The following is an 18,296-nucleotide window of genomic DNA, read 5'->3' as shown; positions in this document are numbered from 1 at the left end:
CCGCCCCTTTCAGTCCCACCCACCGCGACCTCGACGCAACCGCGACCGCACCGCAACCGCGACCGCACCGCAACCGCGACCGCGCCGCAACCGCGACCGCGCCGCAACCGCGACCGCGCCGCGACCTGCCCTCCCCCTGCTCGCAGCGCGCTCGCGCGACGCTTCGCGCGCCGCTCGCGGCCGGATTGGTGGGTCGAATGGACCGTTCGTCGGCCGGCTGGCGCGCGGTGTCGCAGACGCACGAGTGAAGACGAGTGCGTCTGCGTCGAAACCGTGCGAGGGATGACGACCGAACGAAGTGAGGGAGGAATCGGCTGGGGAGGACGAGGCTACGTGGCGGTTGCGGTCGGGTGGGACTGAACGGGGCCGCGCGGTCGGTCCCGCCCGGACCCATCAAGCACCGCAGGCGAGCGGAGCGACGCCGAGGAGCGCAGGTGCGGTCCCGGCGGGTCGAGCGTGCGGGGGCGTTCTGGTCGGTCGTCGTGGGGGGTCGAGCTCGAAGGATATACGGTGAAGGAGCGGGTCCAGCGCGCGGGGGCGTTCTGGTCGGTCGTCGTGGGGGTCGGGCTCGAAGGATATACGATGAACGAGCGGGTCGAGCGTGCGGGGGCGTTCTGTTCGGTCGTTGTGGCGGGCACTCTCCTAGTAGAGACGGTGGAGGAGCGGGTCGTGTGCGTGGTCGGTTGGCTCGAACCGGGAGTCAGTGTGAGAAAACCCAGCACGCGGACGAAAGACTGTCTTTATTTGGACGCCTCGGGAACGGGTAGGTATGAGTTTCGAGAACCGTACGTATGCGGCGGACGTGACGCCCGGCGAGTCGGCGACGATCGCGGGCTGGGTGCACGAGGTCCGGGACCTCGGTGGGATCGCGTTCCTCATCGTTCGCGACAAGACCGGGAAGCTCCAGGTGAAGATCGAGAAGGACGAGATGGACGAGGAACTCGTCGAGAGTGCGCTGGACGTGGCTCGGGAGAGCGTGGTGTCGTTCTCTGGTGACGTGAAGGAGGAGCCGCGGGCGCCGACGGACGTCGAGCTCGTCCCGGAGTCGTTCGAGCTGGTTGCGCCGGCGGACACCGAGTTGCCGCTCGATCCGTCGGGGAAGGTGGACGCGGAGTTGCCGACGCGCCTGGACAACCGCACGCTCGACCTCCGGAAGCCGGAGACGAAGGCGATCTTCGAGATTCGCGCGGAAGTCATGCGGGCGGCGCGCGAGTACTTCCGGTCGGTCGGCTGTACGGAGATCAACACGCCGAAGATCGTCGCTACTGGCACCGAAGGCGGGACGGAGCTGTTCCCGGTGTCGTACTTCGGCGAGGAGGCGTTCATGAACCAGAGCCCGCAGCTGTTCAAGCAGCTGATGGCGGGCAGTGGTCTGGAGCGCGTGTTCGAGATCGGCCCGATCTTCCGCGCGGAAGAGCACAACACGCCCCGGCACCTGAACGAGGCGACGAGCATCGACTTCGAGGGCGCATTCTGCGACCACGAGGACGCGATGGACGTCGTCGAGGGCATCGTCGTCGCGGCGTACGAGGCCGTCAGCGAGAACTGCCAGGAGCAGCTGGCGGCGCTCGACATGCAGGATTCCTTCGCGGTGCCCGAGGGCGGGTTCCCGCGACTGACGTACGAGGAGGCGCTGGACCGCGTGAACGCGACGGGCGAGCTCGACGAGCGACTCGTGTACGGCGACGACCTGTCGACGGAGGCCGAGCACGTGCTCGGCGACGAGATCGGCGAGCACTACTTCGTGATGGATTGGCCGAGCGAGATCAAGCCGTTCTACATCAAGGACTACGACGACGACGCGGAGACGTCGACGGGGTTCGACCTCATGCATCCGACGATGGAGCTCGTCTCGGGCGGCCAGCGCGAGCATCGGTACGACGCGCTCGTCGAAGGGTTCGAGCAGCAGGGCCTGGACCCCGAGGAGTTCGAGTACTACACGAAGATGTTCAAGTACGGCATGCCGCCGCACGCCGGCTGGGGCCTGGGCGGGGAGCGTCTCGTCATGACGATGCTCGGCCTGGGTAACATTCGTGAGGCTGTGTTGTTCCCGCGCGACAGACAGCGCCTGAGCCCGTAGGGCGAAGGGCGCTGTTCTGGAGCGTGGGAATAGCGAGCGGAGTGAAACGGAGTGAGCGGATTCCCGCGAGATCGCCAGCCTCTGAGCCCGTAAGGGCGAGGACCTGGCGAGCAAGCGAGACGTGATTTTGAGTGGTTGCGGTCGGTTGGTTCTGGCGTCGCGGCGTGGGTGGTTCGCGAGGCGGTCGTGGTCGGCCGCGAGACGATAAGTCATTAAACCACGCAGGAGTGTTCGGTGGTATGAGCGATGAAGCGACGGCGTTCGTGCCGGGGCACGTGACGGGTTTTTTCAGTTCGCACCCGGACGAGGATCCGACGGTGGCGGGGTCGCGTGGGGCTGGCGTGACGCTCGCGGCGGGCGTGGACGTGACGGTTCGGGCGAGCGAGGAGACCGCGGTCTACTTGAACGATAGCTCGATCGACGTGGAGCCGGTGGGACGCGTGCTGGATGCGTTGGAGGTGGAGGCGACGGTGTCGGCGGAGACGGAGTTGCCGCTGGGTGCGGGGTTCGGGGTGTCGGGTGCGATGGCGCTCGGGGCGGCGCTGGCGGCGAACCGCGCGTTCGACCGGCGGCTGTCGGAGAACGAGCTGGTGACGATCGCGCACGGTGCGGAGGTCCAGTCGGGGACGGGGCTTGGGGACGTGGTGGCGCAGGCGAAGGGCGGCGTCCCGATCCGGCTGGAGCCGGGTGGGCCACAGCACAATCTCCTGGACGCGATTCCGGCGCAGGCGCGCGTCGAGTACGTCTCGTTCGGCGAGCTGTCGACGGAGGATGTGCTCGCGGGGAACACGACCAAGTTGAGTGAGGCGGGGAAGACCGCGCTGTCTCGCGTCGTCGGCGAGCCGACGCTCCGGTCGTTCGTGTACGCCTCGCGAGCGTTCGCGCGCGAGGCCGGACTGTTGACGGACGACGTCCGGGAGGCGATCCTGGACGTGAACGACGTGGACGGGGAGGCGGCGATGGCGATGCTCGGCGACACGGTGTTCGCGCTCGGGACCGGGCTGTCGGACGCGGGCTACGATCCGGTCGTGACGCGCACGCATCCCGCGGGTGCGACCCTCCGCTGACCGGGCGACAGCGACCGATTCTCGCGACGGCTGGTCGTCCTGCTAGTCGGGTGGTAACGAAATCTGATGCAGACGTCGTCGAACCTGTACGAATCGAGAAATAACCAGTAGCGATGGGTATCCGAATATTCTTATCCTAATAGTTGTTTTGGCCAAGTGTGTTAGTCAATGTCTGGAATTCGTAGCGTTGAAAGTGGGTTGTTCCGGCTGTACGAGCAGTACGTCGGGGACGCGGATTCGGCGAAGGACGTCTACGGGTACTGGGTGTTCATCGTGGGGTACCTCTCGGGGATGCTCGGGGTGGTCGTCTACATCCTCGGGCCGGCACAGTCCCGGAGCACGACGAACTTCCTCCTCAGGGAGATATCGTTCTCGGTGTCGGCGTTCGGGCTCGCCATCGCGCTGTTCGGAATCGTCCTCTTGCTCCCGGTTCGTCGCCGCGGCATCCAGGCGAGCGTCGTCGGGCTCGCCGTCGCGCTCGGTGGCGTCGTCCTCTTCCTGCAGGCGTACCCCGGCGAGTGGACGCCAGCCCAGGGCGAACCGACCGTGATGGCCGTGTACGCCGTCGGGTGCGGGATCCTCGCGGGCATCACCGGACTCGTCCCCGTCCTCACGGGCGAACGCGCGATGCTCGTCGAGGCCGAGGGGATCGACGAGCATCCGCCGATCATGCTCGGCGAGGCCGAGGAGGACGCGATGTTCGCCGTCCACCGCGACGACTACGGCGACTGGACGTGGAACGTCGTCCACGAGGAAGCGATGGCGAGCGCGACCGGGAGCGCTCGAACGCGACCGGACGCCGAGGACGCCATCGACGACCTCAAGGAACAGATCGGGAACGCGCGCCTGCTGGAGATCACGACCGCCGCGTTCCGCCTGTACGAGAGCGCAGAGGACGGCTGGCGGTGGCTCCTGATGCGCGACGACGGCGGCGTCGTCGCCGAGAGCCAGGCGGAGTTCGACGCGCGCGACGGCGCGGAGGACGACGTCAGCTTCCTCAAGGACCGCGCGCCGACCGCGGAGATAGTCGACATCGAGGGGGCGGCGTTCAACTACCACCAGGACGACGACGGCTGGCACTGGGAGCTCCTCGACGACGAACGACGCGCGCTCGCCTCGGGCGTCGCCGCCGCGAACAGTCGCTCGTCGGCGGTCGACCAGGCCGAGCACGCCGGCGACCTGCTCGCCGACGGCCGTACGATCGTCCTCGAATCCTACGGTGTGGAACTCCACGAGGCCGGCGACGGCTGGCGGTGGCGCATCCTCGACTCGGACCAGCGCGAGCTCGTGAGTTCGCGGACCGCGTACGACGGCCGGCGGTCCGCCGAAGCGGCCGTCGAGCGCGTGCTCTCGGACCTCGAGGACGCGTCGACGACGGTCGCCGGCAACCCGACGTACGAGGTGTTCGACGACGGCGACGACTGGCAGTGGCGGCTCGTCGACGACGCCGACGACGTCATCGCGCGCCACCACGAACCGCTCGCCGACCGCGCGAGCGCGGAGCGAGGCGCGCGCGCTCTGCAGTCGGGTGCGGCCGAGGCGGACGTCGTCGAGGTCGACGGGGCGGCGTACGAGACGTACCCCGACGGCGAGGAGTGGCACTGGCGTCTGGTCACGCAGGACCGGTCGGTAGTCGCAGACAGCACGGAAGCGCACGAGAGCGACGAGGCGGCGCGCGAGGGCATCGAGCGCGTCCGGAGTCAGGCCGCGGAGGCGGACCTCATCGAGTTCGAGGAGGCCGCGTTCCAGGTGTACGAGGCCGACAGCGGCGAGTGGCGGTGGCGGCTCATCGACGAGGACGGCGCGGTGATGGCGGACTCGGGCGCGGAGCACGACTCGCGCGGCGAAGCGACCGAGGCGATGTTCACGCTGAAGGAGAAGGCGCCGGACGCCGACATCATCGAGATCGACACGGCCGCGTTCGAGATCTTCCGCGACGACGACGCGGACGGCTGGGCGTGGCGACTCATCGACGAGGCCGGGAAGCTCATCGCGGCGGACCCGCACGTCCACGACTCGCGCTCGGGCGCACGAGAGGCGATGAACGCGTTGACGTCGGACCTCCACGCGGAGATCCGGACGATGGAGACCGCGGCGTTCCAGACGTACACGGACGGCGACGACTGGCGCTGGCGGTTCGTGCTCCCGGAGAACCGCACCGTCGCGGCCTCGGCGGACGCGCACTCGACGCGCGACGACCTGCATCGGTCCGTCGAGGAGCTCCGCGAGGACGCGACGGTGGCGTCGCTGTTCACGATCGGCGAGCTGTCCGTGCAGCTCCAGGAGACCGACGAGTGGCGGTTCCGGCTCCTCGATCGGAACCGGGACGTGCTCGCGGACAGCGAGGCGTCCTACGAGACCGAGGACGCCGCCAGGGACGTCGTCGCGAACCTCCAGTCGAACGCGGCGGACGCGCCGGTGTTCGTGGAGGACGCCGCGATCTGGGTGACGCGGGACGACGACGGCTGGCAGTGGGAGCTCCAGTCGGCCGAGCGAGCGTCGCTCGCGACCGGGCAGGCCGCTCGACGGTCGAGCTCGGAGGTCCTCGACCGCGTCGAGCGCGTGCAGCGGCTCGCGCCGGAGGCGGGCGAGGTCGACTTCGGCGTGGCGAGCTTCGAGGTGTACCCCGAGAGCGAGGGCGAGGCACCGTCGTGGCGCTGGCGGCTGCTGGACGACGGCCGGACGGTCGTCACGGAGGGCGCGGAGTCCTACCCGAGCGAGCGTGCAGCGCGAGACGCGCTGGCGGACGTCCGCGACCTCATCGGGGGTGCGAGCATCCTCGAGATCGACTCCGCGGCGTTCGAGCTACACGCGGCCGAGGACGGCTGGCGGTGGAAGCTCGTCGACGACAACGGCGATTCGATGGCGACGAGCACGCGCGTCTACGACACGCGCGTCGCGGCTCGCGAAGCCATGAACACGGTGAAGGAGACCGCGCCGGACGGCTGGGTGAACTTCGCCGAGCGCCAGCGAGTCTGACTCCACGGGTCCGAGCGGTAACGAGTCTGATCCGACGCCGGCGGCAGGTTCGACGTGCGGTGTCGGTCCCGCCGCCGCGACGCGTCGGTTCCGGTATTTTTTCACGCACCGGTCGCCGAGTGCGTGCCATGAGCGAGGTCGAGGTCCCGGAGGACCATCCGCGGTACGAGTCGCTGTTGACGCGCCACCGGATCGAGGAGGGGGTGGCGAAGGGCATCACGAGCCAGCAGGGGCTCATCGCGCAGGGCCGCGGGGAGGCGTTCGACTACCTGCTGGGGGAGGAGACGACGCCGTCGGCGGACGCGGCCGAGCGGGCGGCGTCCGCGCACCTCCTGCTCGCCGAGCACCCGGTGCTGTCCGTGAACGGGAACGTCGCGGCGCTGTGTCCGGACGAACTCGTGGAGCTGGCGGAGGCGGTGGACGCGGACCTCGAGGTGAACCTCTTCAACCGCACCGCGGAGCGGATGGAAGCGATCGCGGACCACCTCCGCGAGCACGGCGCCGAGGACGTGAAGGGACTGAACGCGGACGCGCGCATCCCGGGGCTCTCCCACGAGCGAGCGAAGGTGGACGCGGACGGCATCCACGACGCGGACGTCGTCGTCGTCCCCCTGGAGGACGGCGACCGCGCGGAGGCGCTGGCCGCGATGGGGAAGACCGAGATCGTCATCGACCTGAACCCGATGAGTCGCTCGCCGCAGACCGCGACGGTTCCCATCGTCGACAACGTCCTCAGGGCGATCCCGAATATCACGCGGCACGCGCGCGACCTGGCGGACGCGACCGACGCCGAACTGCGCGAGATCGTCGAGTCGTTCGACCGCGAAGCCGCGCTCGAAGACGCGGAGCGACGAATCCGGCGCGGCGACTGGGACTGACCGGAGCGAGGGGGACTGAGGCGACGACGAAACTGACGGGGACGAGGGGGCACATCGTTTTGACGGTTGCTGACCTACACGCGGGCGTATGCCGAGGCGGCCGACGCTCTCGCTCGCCAGCGACTGGCGCGAACTGAGCGACGAGGAGTCGGTGGTGTTCTCGCTCCCGACGATGCGCGTCCGTGGGCACACGATCGTGTACGAGGACGCAGCGCTCCGGGCGTCGGTGCGGGCGGCGACCGACGGCGCGGTCGACCAGCCGGTCCGGTTCGCGTTCGCGACGCACCTCGCGTTCGACCCGCCGCTGCCGCCGGGCGCGGCCGTCGCGGCCGTGTTCCCGACGATCCGCGAGGCCGCGGAGCGCGCGTTCGCGTCGGACCTCCGCGACCGCGGGTTCGAGCGAGTGTCCCGCGGGCGACGGGACCGGACGCGGACGGCCGAGGGCGTTCGCGTCGCGCTCCGCCAGTTCGACGCGACGGTACCCGTCGATGGCGCACGCGTCGATTGCGAGGGCTGGCTGGGCGTCTGGCACGCCGACGGCGACGTCTCGCTCGCCGGCGGCGCGTACCTCACGCGAGGCGTCGGCGGCGTCGACGTCGAGTCCGGACGCTACCGGCGCGAACTCCTCGACGCCATCAGGAGCGTCGAGTGAACCGAGCGTCTGGCAGCGACGCCCGACCACTGGCCGCGCCCCTCCGTTCCTCGCTCCGCCGACAGCGACGGCCGTACCGAAACCACTAACTACCACTCGAAGATATCACTAGGTGGTATGAAGGACTTCGACTCGTTCAGCGACGTCGGCGAAGCACAGGTGACGCAGGCCATCGGTCAGGAGTGGAGCGACGAGTTCCTCGACTATTCTGACACCGACGTGATCGTCGTCGGCGGCGGCCCGTCCGGGCTCATGGCCGCGAAGGAGCTCGCCGAGCGCGACGTCGACGTGATGGTCGTCGAGAAGAACAACTACCTCGGCGGCGGGTTCTGGCTCGGCGGCTTCCTCATGAACAAGGTCACCGTCCGCGACCCCGCCCAGAAGGTCTTCGACGAGCTCGACGTCCCCTACGACGCCGCCCGCGACACCGACGACCTCTTCGTCGCCAACGGCCCGCACGCCGCGTCCTCGCTCATCAAAGCCACCTGTGACGCCGGCGCGAAGATCCAGAACATGACGGAGTTCACGGACATCGTCGTCCGCGAGGACCACCGCGTCGCCGGCATCGTCATGAACTACACGCCCGTCCACGCCCTCCCGCGCGAGATCACGTGCGTCGACCCCGTCGCGGTCGAGGCCGACCTCGTCATCGACTCCACCGGCCACGACGCCATGGCGATCAACAAGCTCGACGAGCGCGGCGTCCTCGACGCCCCCGGCATCGAGGCGGCGAACGAGCGCGGGCAGGTCATGGACTCGAGTGGCGACGACTCCTACGGCGCCCCCGGCCACGACTCGCCCGGCCACGACTCGATGTGGGTCGGCCAGAGCGAAGACCAAGTCGTCGAACACACCGGTCTCGTCCACGACGGCCTCGTCGCCTCCGGCATGGCCGTCGCCACCGCCTACGGCCTCCCGCGCATGGGCCCGACGTTCGGCGCCATGCTCGTCTCCGGGAAGAAAGCCGCCGAGGTCGCACTCGACGAACTCGACGTCGACGCCCCCGAGATCGAACTCGACGGCAGCGAGTCGGCGGTCGCGCCCGCCACCGACGACGACTAACCACCACCTTTTTGCTACGGAGGGTGGCCCGGAGGGCCACCCCCGCTTGCAAAAACGTGGGCGAAAAAAGGCCGCGAGCGCCCCGACGGGGCGCTCGCGGTAGGTGCGATGGACGCCACCGGACCGCGACCGCACCTGACCGCACCGCGACCACACCCGCCCGCACCGCGACCGTCGACCGCACTGCCCACGCGTCCGCGTCGGCCCTCGGGCACCTGCCTCGTGACTGCGTGACATGCAACCGACACGTACTTGGGCCGCGAGCTCCACTGGCGAGTGCAATGTGCCGAACACTGAGCGTTTGCGGTGGCAACCGCGAGCCCGGCGCGGCTCGCGGCTGGGTTCCGCGAACGCACTGAGAACCTGCTGTTCTGGACAGTCGTATCGGTGACCAGCGTTCGCTATCGCAGTGGCGAGACCGACGTCGGTCGAACGTCCGCCGTCCTCGGAGGTGAGGAGGATGCGTCGTAGCGATGCGTTCCTCGCGACGAGCCGCGAGGACCGCGGTGAGGTCCGCGAGGACGTCCGGCTCGCGGTGCGGGCCGGGCTCGTCCGCCAGTACGGGAGCGGCCTGTACGGGTTCGCGCCCACCGGCGAGCGCGTCCGCCGGAAGGTGATCGACGTCGTCGCCGCGGCGATGGACGCGATCGGCGGCCAGCGCGTGAGCCTTCCCCAGCTCAACTACCGCGACCGCTGGGACGAGAGCGGACGCTGGGGGAGCTTCGAGGGCGAGATGTTCGCGCTCGAGAACCGCGACGGCGCCGACATGTGCCTCGCACCCAGTCACGAGGAGGGCGTCGTCCACCTCGTCGACGGCCACGTCCGGTCGTACGACGACCTCCCCCTCCTCCTGTACCAGGTCGAGTCCAAGCACCGCGACGACCACGCCCGCAACGGTCTCTTGCGGACGAAGGAGTTCACGATGAAGGACGCCTACAGCCTGCACGCGACCGAGAGCGGCCTCCGGGAGACCTACGACCGCGTCCGCGGAGCGTACGAGCGGATCTTCGACGCGCTCGGGCTCGACGTCGCGATCTGCGACGCCGACAACTCCATCATGGGCGGGTCCGCGAGCGAGGAGTTCGTCGCGCCCGTCCACGACGGCTCGTGCGCGCTCGTGTCCTTCACGAATGCGGACTGCCGGTTCGGCGTCACCGACGAGCACCCCGAGTTCGGCGCGTATCGCCGCGAGGACGGTGATGGCATCGAAGAATGCCCCACCTGCGGCGGAGCGCTCGCCGCGACCGACGGCGTCGAGGTCGGGCACGTCTTCCAGCTCGGCACGCGGTACGCCGACGCGATGGACCTCGCCGTCGACGACGGCGACGGCGAATCCCAGGCAGTCGAAATGGGGAGCTACGGCATCGGCGTCACGCGCGTCCTCCAGACGCTGCTCGCCCAGCACGCCGACGCGGACGGCTGTCGCTGGCCCGTCACCGACGCCGGCACGGTCGCGCCCTACGACGTCGCCGTCGTCCCCCTCAGCTACGACGGCGACGTCCGCGCGGCCGCCGACCGCGTGCACGACGAACTCGAGACCGCAGGCGTGGACGTCCTCCTCTTCGACGACGCCGACCAGACCATCGGCGAACGGTTCGCGGAGAGCGACCTCCTCGGCGTCCCCACGAAGGTCGTCCTCGGCAACCACTACGTCGACACCGGCGAAGTCGAACTCGAGACGAGGGACGGCGACACGCGGTACCGAGACCTCGACACCGCCGTCGCGGAACTCCGGGACTGAACGCGCCAGCGCTCGCCGACGCCTCGCCGGACTCGCGGGCTGGCGTCGTCGCGGACGCGTCAGATCGTCCGCTGGATGGCGCGCCCGACGTCGTCGGCGTCCGGCACCACCTCGTCCTCCTGGGACGGCGAGAACGGGATCGGCGTGTCCGGGACACCGACGCGCTGGACGGGCGCGTCGAGGTGCCAGAACGCGTCCTCGACGACGCGCGTCACGATCTCCGCGTGCAGACCGTAGGACAGCGGGCTCTCGTCGGCGACGACGAGGCGACCGGTCTTCTTGAGGCTCTCCGCGAGCGTGTCGGTGTCGAGCGGGTAGAGCGACCGCGGGTCGATCACCTCCACGCTGACGTCCTCGAGGTCCCGTGCGGCAGCGTTCGCCTCGCCGAGCAGTCGCTGGGTGGCGACGACCGTGACGTCCTCGCCAGCCCGTTCGACGCTCGCCTCACCGATCGGGACGGTGAAGTCCTCGTCGGTCGGCACGGGACCGCGTCGCTCGTAGATGGTCTTGTTCTCGAAGTACACCACGGGGTCGTCCGAGCGGATGGCACTCTTCATCAGTCCCTTCGCCGCGGCTGGCGTCCCGGGGGCGACCGCCTTGATCCCGGGGAGGTGCGCGACGAGCGAGTGCACGGTCCCCGAGTGCTGGGCGGCCGCGTTCAGGCCCGCGCCCTCGATCGCGCGCACCGTCAGCGGGACCTCGCTCGCCCCGCCGAACATGTATCGGGTCTTCCCGGCCTGATTCATCACCTGATCGAAGCAGACGCCGATGAAGTCCGAGAAGCTGAGGTTGACGAGCGGCCGCATACCGGTGGCGGCGGCCCCGACGCCCGCCCCGACCTGCGCGGCCTCGCTGATGGGCGTGTTCCGGACGCGGTCGAACCCGAACTCGTCGTGGAGGCCCGCCGTCACCTCGAACGACCCGCCGTCCTCCTCGTCCTGGCCCATGATGAACACGCGGTCGTCGGCGAGCATCTCCTCGCGGATGCCGTCCCGGATCGCGTCACGGATGCTGACCGTCTCAGTCTCCTGGTCCGAGAGCGCCCCGGAACTCATCGGCCCGCACCTCCGTCCTGGCCGCCGTCGGTCTCCATCCGCTCCCGGAACCGCTCCACGTCCGGTGCGGGGTCGACGAAGACGTCGTCGTAGGCGTCCTCGGGCGCGGGCTCGTCGGCGTCCCGCGCGAACTGGACGGCCGCGTCCATGGTCGCCTCGACGTCCGCGCGCATCGCCTCGAGCTCGTCTATGGAGAGTTCGCCGCGCTCCGCGAGCACCTCGGCGTAGTTCTCGATCGGGTCGCGCTCTGCGATCCACTCCTCGACCTCCTCCTGGCTCCGGTACGGTTCCTCGTCGCCCTCGAAGTGCCCACGGTAGCGGTACGTCTTCGCCTCGACGAGCGTCGGGCCCTCGCCGGCAAGCGCGCGCTCGCGTGCGGCGGACACCGTCTCGTGGACCGCCTCGACGTCCTGGCCGTCGACGATCTCGCCCGGGATGCCGTACGACGCCGCCATGTCGGCGAGGTCCTCGACGTTGTGCTGTTCGTCGAACACCATGCCCTCCGAGTACTGGTTGTTCTCGATCACGTACACGACGGGGAGCTCCCAGGTGGCGGCGAGGTTGATGCCCTCGTGGACCTGGCCGGCGGCGACGGAGCCGTCGCCGCAGAACGCGACCGCGCACCAGTCCGCGTCCTCGAGCTGGGCCGTGATGCCGGCGCCGGTGCCGAGCGGGACGCTCGCGCCGACGATGGGTTGCGCGCCCAGCATCCCCCGCTCGAGGTCGGAGACGTGCATCGACCCGCCGCGACCGCCGCAGTAGCCGGCCTCCTTCCCGTACAGTTCGGCGAGCAACCGGTCGGGTTCCAGGCCCTTCGCGAGGCTGTGGCCGTGCGCGCGGTGAGTGCTCGTGATGTAGTCGTCGTCCGCGAGTGCGCCGCACGCGCCCGCGGCGACGGCCTCCTGGCCCTGCGAGAGGTGGACGAACCCCGGTATCTCGTTGTCGGCGAACCGGTCGCGGACGCGGTTCTCGAACTCCCGGACGAGGAGCATCGTCCGGAGTGCCTCCCGGCGCCCGTCGGGCGACCCGATGTCAATTTCTGGCATGTCAGTAGATACCAATTCCGTTGGGGCATCGGAGTAAAAAGGTTCGCTTGCCGGTGGTTCGCGGCCGTCTCGCGCCACGGAATCGGTCAGTCGGCGAGCGGGTCGTCGAGGCGTTCGTCGAGCGTCGTCAGGAAGCGGGCCGCGTCGGCACCGTCGACGACGCGGTGGTCGAACGTCAGGCTGAACGTGACGTGCCGGCGGAACTCGATGCCGCTGTCCGTCTGGACGGCTCGTTCCGTGACGCGGTTGACGCCGAGGATCGCGACCTCCGGCGGGTTGATGATCGGCGTGAACGAGTCGCTGCCGAACACGCCGAGGTTCGACACGGTGAACGTCCCGCCGTCGAGGTCCGCGGCCGTGTACTCGTCCGCGAGGACGCGCTCTGTCAGCGCCGAGCGCGCCGTCGAGATCTCCGCGAGCGACTTCGAACCGACGTCCGAGAGCACTGGCGTCACGAGCCCATCCTCCACGTCTACTGCGACGCCGAGGTTGTGCTCCTCGTAGAGCGTGTGCGTCTCCGCGTCCGCGTCGAACGTCGCGTTGAACTCGGGGTGCGCCGAGAGCGTCTCGGAGACGCCCTCGAGGACGACGTCCGTGATCGAGACGTCCGCCTCGTCCGCGGCCGCGAACACGGGCTCGACGTCGACCTCGCGGTCGACGGTGACGTGGACGGCCTCGCGGTAGCTCTGCCCGAGGCGGTCCGCGATGGTCCGGCGCATCCCCGTGAACTCGCGGGTCTCGCGGACCGTCCGGGCCCCGTCGCTCGCGCTCGCGGCGCGCTCGACGTCGCTCGCGGTGACGCTGTCCTCGGCGCCGGTCCCCTCCACGGTCGCGACGTCGACGTCGAGCTCTCGAGCGCGACGCTTCGCCTTCGGCGTCGCCTTCACCGTCCCGTCCGGCGTCGTCGCGGCGACCGCACCGCCGGACGTCCCCCCGCCCGCGGCACTCGTCCCTGCGTCTCCAGCGTCCGCACCCGTCTCTCCAGCGTCCGAACCCGTCCCTGCAGCGACCGCACCCGTCTCCCCGGCGTCGCCAGCAGTAGCCTCGCCGCCAGCAGTAGCCTCGCCGCCAGCAGCACCGCCGCCCGTCGCTGCGTCGTCGCCGAGTTCGGCCTCGACGGTCGCCTCGAGGTCCGAGACGTCCTCGTCCGCGCCCGCGACGATCCCCATCGGTGCGCCGGGTGGCGCCTCGTCCTCGACGTCGAGGTACACGCGCCTGAGGACGCCGTTCTCGCGCGCCGTGACCTCCGCGACCGACTTCTCGGACTCGATCTCGGCGACGACGTCGTCCACCGAGACCGCCTCGCCCACGTCCGCGTGCCACGCGATCACGACCCCCGTCTCCATCTCGACGCCGAGCTTCGGCATCCGTACGACGTACGACATCAGTTACCACGACCGATGCAGGGGTCCCCCATATCGTTTCGTGAACCGGCCGGTGTTCCCTGCTCGCACATACCTATGTCGTCGCCGACGAGTGCAGGCATCGAGATGGCGCTCACCGACGTCCGCGTCCTCGACAGCATCACGCAACTCGACGACGACGCGACCGGCGTCGTGGTCGCCGCCAGCCACGCCGGCCGGTACGCCGGCTACCTCGCGGTCGCGAACGGCGCGACCGCGGTCGTCCTCAACGACGCCGGCGTCGGCAAGGACGACGCCGGCATCGGCTCCCTCCCGATGCTCGCGGCCGTCGACTGCGCCGCCGTCGCCGTCGACCACGACACCGCACGCATCGGCGACGGACTCGACGCGGTCGCCTCGGGACGCGTCAGTCGCGTCAACGAGACCGCTCGAGCCCTCGGCTGCGACGTCGGCCAGGACGTCCTCGACTGCGTCGAACAGCTCCGGGACGCCCCCGAACCCGGCACCGTTCCCAGTCCGGGATCCGGTCGGTACGAGCTCGACGACGGCGACCCGCCCGTCCTGGGGATGGACTCCCTGTCGCTGATCCGCCCCGACGACGCCGGCGTCGTCGCCATCACCGGCAGTCACGGCGCTCGCCTCACCGGCGAACGAACGTCCTACATCCAGGGCGACGTCGGCGCCGTCGCGTTCAACGACGCCGGCGGCGGCAAAGACGACGCCGGCACGAGCCGCCTCCCCGTCCTCGCGGACCGGGGGATTCCCGCGGTCACCGTCGCGCACGACAGCGCACGAATCGGCGACGCCCGCTCCACGTGGGAGACCGGCGTCGTGAGCGCCGCGAACCACCCGGCGCGAGCACTCGGCGTCGAACCCGGGCACTCCTGTCGCGAGTTCGCCCACCTCGTCCGCGAGGGACGCTGACGGCTCGACTCGGCAGACGGAGGACATCCCGCGACGCCGCTCCGCCGTACCCCGTCGCCGCCACCCGGGGCGTTAACGTGGTCGCCATCGAAGCACGGTCGTGTTCCAGCGCATCCATCACGTCGCGTTCCTCGTCGACGACCTCGCCGAAGCGACCGCCACGTTCGAAGACCGGTTCGACCTCGACCCGCTCGCCCGCCACGAGATGACCGGCGACTTCGAACTCGAAGTCGTCCTGTTCCCCGTCGGCGAGTCGCTCGTCGAACTCATCACGCCGACGACCGAACGCGGCTGGGTGTACGAGCACTGGCGCGAGCACGGCGACGGCTTCTTCCACATCGCCTTCGAGGTCGACGACATCCGTGAGCGCATGACCGCGCTCCGCGCACTCGGCGTCGACTTCGCGAGCGACGACCCCCAGGAGGGATTCGACTGGGAGGTCGCCATCGTCGAGAGCGACGACACCGTCGTCCCCATCCAACTGGTCGAGGACGATCGGACGCCCGAAGAACGAATCGAGGCGTTCAGCTAACGGCCGGCCGCCGCCTCACGCGAACTCGAGTATCCCCAGCGTCAGGGGCGGGTAGTACGTGATGACGAGGAGCGCCGCGAGCAGGATGACGTAGAACGGCTTCGTCTCCCTGAACACGTTCGCGACCGGCTGGTCCGCGATGTCCGCGGAGAGGTAGACGGACAGCCCGAGCGGTGGCGTCAACAGCCCGAGCATCAGGTTGAACACCATGATCACGCCGATGTGGACCGGGTCGACGCCGACCTCGACGAGCGTCGGCACGACGATCGGCGTCATCATCACGAGCGCCGCGATCGGATCCAGGAACAGCCCGAGCACGAGCAGGACGATGTTCACGAGGATCAACACCACGACGGGGTTCGTCGACACCGCGAACATCGTCTCCGCGAACACCGTGTCGATGTTCTCGACGGACAGCACGAAACTGAAGACGTTCGCGGCGGCGAGGATGATGACGATCGTCCCCGTCGTCTCCGCCGTCTCGAGCGCCGCCTTCCAGATGTACTTGAAGTCCGTGATCCGGTAGACGAACGTGTTGATGACGAGGATGTACGCGACCGTCACGCCCGCGGCCTCCGTCGGACTGAACAGGCCGGTCAGCATCCCCCAGATGAGGACGACCGGCGTGAACAGCGCCGGGAACGCGAGCGCGAACGACCGAACGATCTCCTTCAGCGAAGCGCGGTCGTCGTTCTTCGGGAATCCGCGATGTTTCGCGATGACCATCGTCCCGACCATGAGGAACATGACCGTCAACGCCGCCGGCAGCGCGCCCGCGAGCAGGAGCGAGAGCACGGACACCTCCGCGATGATGCCGTAGAGGATGAGCGGGATCGACGGCGGGAAGATCGGTCCGACGGTCGCGGACGCGCTCGTGAGCGCCGCCGAGAAGTCGCTGTCGTAGTCCGCGTCCTCCATCGACTCGATGAGGACGCGACCGACGCCCCCGATGTCCGCGAGCGCCGACCCCGAGATGCCCGAGAAGATGAGGCTCGTGACGATGTTGACCTGCGCCATCCCGCCGGTGTAGTGCCCGACGATGCTGTCCGCGAAGTCGAATATCTTCTCCGTCACCTCGCCGTGGTTCATCAGCGACCCGACGTAGATGAACAGCGGAATCGCGAGCAACGTGAACGAGTCGAGCGCCCGCACCATGTTCGTCGCCGGGAACACGATCGGCCGCCCCATGAGGAGCGTGTAGAGCGCTGCCGGAACGAGCAACGCGATCCACACGGGCACTCGCATCAGTGCGAGCGCGAGGAACAGCGCGATGACGACGACGCCGAGCATCCCCATCTACGCGAGCACCTCCGTGACGCTCTCGTGGAGCCGATCGAGGTACACCACGACCAGGAACCCCATGCCGACGATGGGCGCGAGGTAGTACAGCGGGATCGGGATGTCGATCGTCGGCGCCGTCGAGTTCCAGAACGAGTCCATCGCCAGGATCGCGCCGACGAGGACGAGTACCGCCGCGAACAGCGACACGAGCGTCACCGCGATCTCGTGGATCGGCACCCAGCGCTCCGGGAGTCGATCGGAGAGGTACTCGATCTCGATGTGGTCGTGCGTGTACGCGAGCGCCCCGACGACGAGGAACGTCAACCATACCTCGAACAGCTGTGCCAGTATCTGTACGCCACCCAACCCCAGGCTCAGATTCCGCGACGCGATCCGAGCCACCATCAGCACGACGATGACGAGGAGGCAGACCGCCGACGCCGCGTAGAGTGCTCTGGAACCGCGCTCCAGATACGGTTGAAGCCGCTCCATCCGTTATTCGGCGGGGTAGCCGTTTCCGTGGAGGTCCTCGATGGTCTCGATGAGGTCCGGGAACTGGTCTCGGATGCGCTGGCGGGCCGCCGACCGGAACTTGTCCATCTCGAGGTCCTCCGGCGAGACGATCTCCAGGCCGTTGTCCCGCATGAACTCCCGGTGATCCTCGAGGTTCGAGTTCAGGGTCTCCGTCGCCTTCGGCTGGACCTCTCGGACTGCGTCGTAGAAGATCTGTTGTTGCTCGTCGGTCAGGCCCTGGAACACGTCCTCGTTGATGATGATGGCGAGCGGCGTGTTCTGGTGGTCGGTCTCGAGGACGGTGTTCTGGTTCTCCCAGATGCCCGAGGACCGGATGATGTTGTAGGGGTTCTCCTGGCCCTGAATGGACCCGGTCGCGAGCGCCTGCGGGACCTCGGAGAAGTCGATGTTCGTGGTCTCCGCGCCCAGTCCCTTCAGCGCTTGCTCGTACACGCCGATGGGGACCGCCCGCATCTTGTAGTTCGACAGTTCGCTCGGGTTCACCGGCGGTTCGTCGCCGTCGGCCACGTTGAGCGTGCAGCGTCGCGTTCCCTGGACGACGGACCCCAGCGAGCGGATGTTCGTCTCGGAGACGAGGTCATCGACGACTTGCTTCGCGACGTCGTTCTCCTGCGGGTCGGTCTTCTCGTAGATGTCCTCGTAGGGGTTCTCCGGGTCGTAGAGGTACGGTGCGTCGAACACTTGCGCGGGCTTGTACTGGGTCCCCGTGAGTGCGTAGGGAATCACGTACATGTCGAGCGACCCCGAGGAGACGTTCTCGATGGACTCGATCTGTCCACCGAGTTCGCTGTTCCGGAACGCCTCGATCTCGACTTCGCCCCCGGTCTCCTCGGAGACGATGTCGCCGATCCATGCGCCCGCGTCGCCGTGCACCGACCCCTCGGCGGCCGGAGAGTTCACCTGGAGCGTCGTCGTGCCGCCACCGGTGAGCGACCCGAGACAACCGGAGAGCGCCCCGACTCCGGTTACCGCTGCCCCCGCCTTGATGAACGTGCGCCGGTCGGCTGCCCCTCCGTCGTCCTGTCTTGCCATACCATGAACAAAATTTGTAACAGTATATAGTTAGTGTTCACGGCAGCAAACAAGGGGACGGAAAACCAC

15 protein-coding genes are annotated in these 18,296 nt (G+C 68.9%); 9 read left to right on the top strand and 6 right to left on the bottom strand.

The window, feature by feature from the left end; all coding sequences use genetic code 11:
* Positions 1 to 769: 769 nt before the first annotated feature.
* The 7 genes from aspS (at position 770) to G9C85_RS12915 (ending at position 10,459) form a co-directional block, all read left to right on the top strand.
* The gene (aspS, locus tag G9C85_RS12945) at positions 770 to 2,080 is read left to right on the top strand and encodes an aspartate--tRNA(Asn) ligase (protein ID WP_166040583.1); all 1,311 of its coding nucleotides are present in this window, start codon (positions 770 to 772) and stop codon (positions 2,078 to 2,080) included.
* 239 nt (positions 2,081 to 2,319) lie between these two features.
* Positions 2,320 to 3,147: a pantoate kinase gene (locus tag G9C85_RS12940; RefSeq protein ID WP_166040581.1), complete on the top strand. Its 828-nt coding sequence runs from the start codon at positions 2,320 to 2,322 to the stop codon at positions 3,145 to 3,147.
* Between the two features lie 168 nt (positions 3,148 to 3,315).
* On the top strand, positions 3,316 to 6,126 hold the full coding sequence (locus tag G9C85_RS12935; protein WP_166040579.1) for a DUF1508 domain-containing protein: 2,811 nt from the start codon (positions 3,316 to 3,318) through the stop codon (positions 6,124 to 6,126).
* 128 nt (positions 6,127 to 6,254) lie between these two features.
* A complete protein-coding gene (locus G9C85_RS12930) occupies positions 6,255 to 7,004 on the top strand; it encodes a 4-phosphopantoate--beta-alanine ligase (RefSeq protein WP_166040577.1) in 750 nt (249 codons plus the stop codon).
* Between the two features lie 88 nt (positions 7,005 to 7,092).
* Positions 7,093 to 7,656, top strand: coding sequence for a hypothetical protein (locus G9C85_RS12925; RefSeq protein ID WP_166040575.1), 564 nt, complete (start codon positions 7,093 to 7,095; stop codon positions 7,654 to 7,656).
* A gap of 117 nt (positions 7,657 to 7,773) precedes the next feature.
* Entirely contained in the window at positions 7,774 to 8,718 is a 945-nt protein-coding gene (locus G9C85_RS12920; protein WP_166040573.1) for a thiazole biosynthesis protein, read from the top strand.
* Positions 8,719 to 9,178: 460 nt separating this feature from the next.
* Positions 9,179 to 10,459 carry an aminoacyl--tRNA ligase-related protein gene (locus G9C85_RS12915; protein ID WP_166040571.1) on the top strand — a complete coding sequence of 427 codons (1,281 nt, stop codon included), beginning with the start codon at positions 9,179 to 9,181 and terminating at the stop codon, positions 10,457 to 10,459.
* 59 nt (positions 10,460 to 10,518) lie between these two features.
* Here the strand turns inward: G9C85_RS12915 and G9C85_RS12910 are convergent, their stop codons facing one another.
* The 3 genes from G9C85_RS12910 to G9C85_RS12900 form a co-directional block, all read right to left on the bottom strand.
* Entirely contained in the window at positions 10,519 to 11,514 is a 996-nt protein-coding gene (locus G9C85_RS12910; protein ID WP_166040569.1) for an alpha-ketoacid dehydrogenase subunit beta, read from the bottom strand.
* Positions 11,511 to 12,560, bottom strand: coding sequence for a thiamine pyrophosphate-dependent dehydrogenase E1 component subunit alpha (locus G9C85_RS12905; protein WP_166040568.1), 1,050 nt, complete (start codon positions 12,558 to 12,560; stop codon positions 11,511 to 11,513). Before G9C85_RS12905 ends, G9C85_RS12910 begins: the two co-directional genes overlap by 4 nt.
* Before the next feature lie 86 nt (positions 12,561 to 12,646).
* A complete protein-coding gene (locus G9C85_RS12900; protein WP_166040567.1) occupies positions 12,647 to 13,945 on the bottom strand; it encodes a dihydrolipoamide acetyltransferase family protein in 1,299 nt (432 codons plus the stop codon).
* 105 nt (positions 13,946 to 14,050) lie between these two features.
* On the opposite strand from G9C85_RS12900, the gene G9C85_RS12895 reads away from it, so the two are divergent.
* Both G9C85_RS12895 and G9C85_RS12890 read left to right on the top strand, forming a co-directional pair.
* Positions 14,051 to 14,848 carry a hypothetical protein gene (locus G9C85_RS12895; protein ID WP_166040565.1) on the top strand — a complete coding sequence of 266 codons (798 nt, stop codon included), beginning with the start codon at positions 14,051 to 14,053 and terminating at the stop codon, positions 14,846 to 14,848.
* A 100-nt stretch (positions 14,849 to 14,948) separates the two neighbouring features.
* Entirely contained in the window at positions 14,949 to 15,380 is a 432-nt protein-coding gene (locus G9C85_RS12890) for a VOC family protein (protein WP_166040563.1), read from the top strand.
* 15 nt (positions 15,381 to 15,395) lie between these two features.
* Here the strand turns inward: G9C85_RS12890 and G9C85_RS12885 are convergent, their stop codons facing one another.
* Genes G9C85_RS12885 through dctP form a run of 3 tightly spaced genes read right to left on the bottom strand, consistent with a single transcriptional unit; the run spans position 15,396 to position 18,227 of the window.
* Complete coding sequence (locus tag G9C85_RS12885) at positions 15,396 to 16,676, bottom strand: TRAP transporter large permease (RefSeq protein WP_166040561.1); 1,281 nt, start codon at positions 16,674 to 16,676, stop codon at positions 15,396 to 15,398.
* Positions 16,677 to 17,153, bottom strand: a complete 477-nt coding sequence (locus tag G9C85_RS12880; protein ID WP_166040559.1) for a TRAP transporter small permease — start codon at positions 17,151 to 17,153, stop codon at positions 16,677 to 16,679.
* Between the two features lie 3 nt (positions 17,154 to 17,156).
* Positions 17,157 to 18,227, bottom strand: coding sequence for a TRAP transporter substrate-binding protein DctP (dctP, locus tag G9C85_RS12875; protein WP_166040556.1), 1,071 nt, complete (start codon positions 18,225 to 18,227; stop codon positions 17,157 to 17,159).
* Positions 18,228 to 18,296: the final 69 nt, after the last annotated feature.

Source organism: Halorubellus sp. JP-L1, assembly GCF_011440375.1.
Classification (GTDB): Archaea; Halobacteriota; Halobacteria; order Halobacteriales; family Natrialbaceae; genus Halorubellus.
The sequence above is the reverse complement of the archived record's forward strand: the minus strand, read 5'-3'. Positions and strand labels throughout refer to the sequence as shown.

Excerpts from the sequence above, each read along its gene's own strand:
- aspS (WP_166040583.1), top strand. The coding sequence starts at position 770 with ATGAGTTTCGAGAACCGTACGTATGCGGCGGACGTGACGCCCGGCGAG.
- G9C85_RS12940 (WP_166040581.1), top strand. The coding sequence starts at position 2,320 with ATGAGCGATGAAGCGACGGCGTTCGTGCCGGGGCACGTGACGGGTTTT.
- G9C85_RS12935 (WP_166040579.1), top strand. The coding sequence starts at position 3,316 with ATGTCTGGAATTCGTAGCGTTGAAAGTGGGTTGTTCCGGCTGTACGAG.
- G9C85_RS12930 (WP_166040577.1), top strand. The coding sequence starts at position 6,255 with ATGAGCGAGGTCGAGGTCCCGGAGGACCATCCGCGGTACGAGTCGCTG.
- G9C85_RS12925 (WP_166040575.1), top strand. The coding sequence starts at position 7,093 with ATGCCGAGGCGGCCGACGCTCTCGCTCGCCAGCGACTGGCGCGAACTG.
- G9C85_RS12920 (WP_166040573.1), top strand. The coding sequence starts at position 7,774 with ATGAAGGACTTCGACTCGTTCAGCGACGTCGGCGAAGCACAGGTGACG.
- G9C85_RS12915 (WP_166040571.1), top strand. The coding sequence starts at position 9,179 with ATGCGTCGTAGCGATGCGTTCCTCGCGACGAGCCGCGAGGACCGCGGT.
- G9C85_RS12910 (WP_166040569.1), bottom strand. The coding sequence starts at position 11,514 with ATGAGTTCCGGGGCGCTCTCGGACCAGGAGACTGAGACGGTCAGCATC.
- G9C85_RS12905 (WP_166040568.1), bottom strand. The coding sequence starts at position 12,560 with ATGCCAGAAATTGACATCGGGTCGCCCGACGGGCGCCGGGAGGCACTC.
- G9C85_RS12900 (WP_166040567.1), bottom strand. The coding sequence starts at position 13,945 with ATGTCGTACGTCGTACGGATGCCGAAGCTCGGCGTCGAGATGGAGACG.
- G9C85_RS12895 (WP_166040565.1), top strand. The coding sequence starts at position 14,051 with ATGGCGCTCACCGACGTCCGCGTCCTCGACAGCATCACGCAACTCGAC.
- G9C85_RS12885 (WP_166040561.1), bottom strand. The coding sequence starts at position 16,676 with ATGGGGATGCTCGGCGTCGTCGTCATCGCGCTGTTCCTCGCGCTCGCA.
- G9C85_RS12880 (WP_166040559.1), bottom strand. The coding sequence starts at position 17,153 with ATGGAGCGGCTTCAACCGTATCTGGAGCGCGGTTCCAGAGCACTCTAC.
- dctP (WP_166040556.1), bottom strand. The coding sequence starts at position 18,227 with ATGGCAAGACAGGACGACGGAGGGGCAGCCGACCGGCGCACGTTCATC.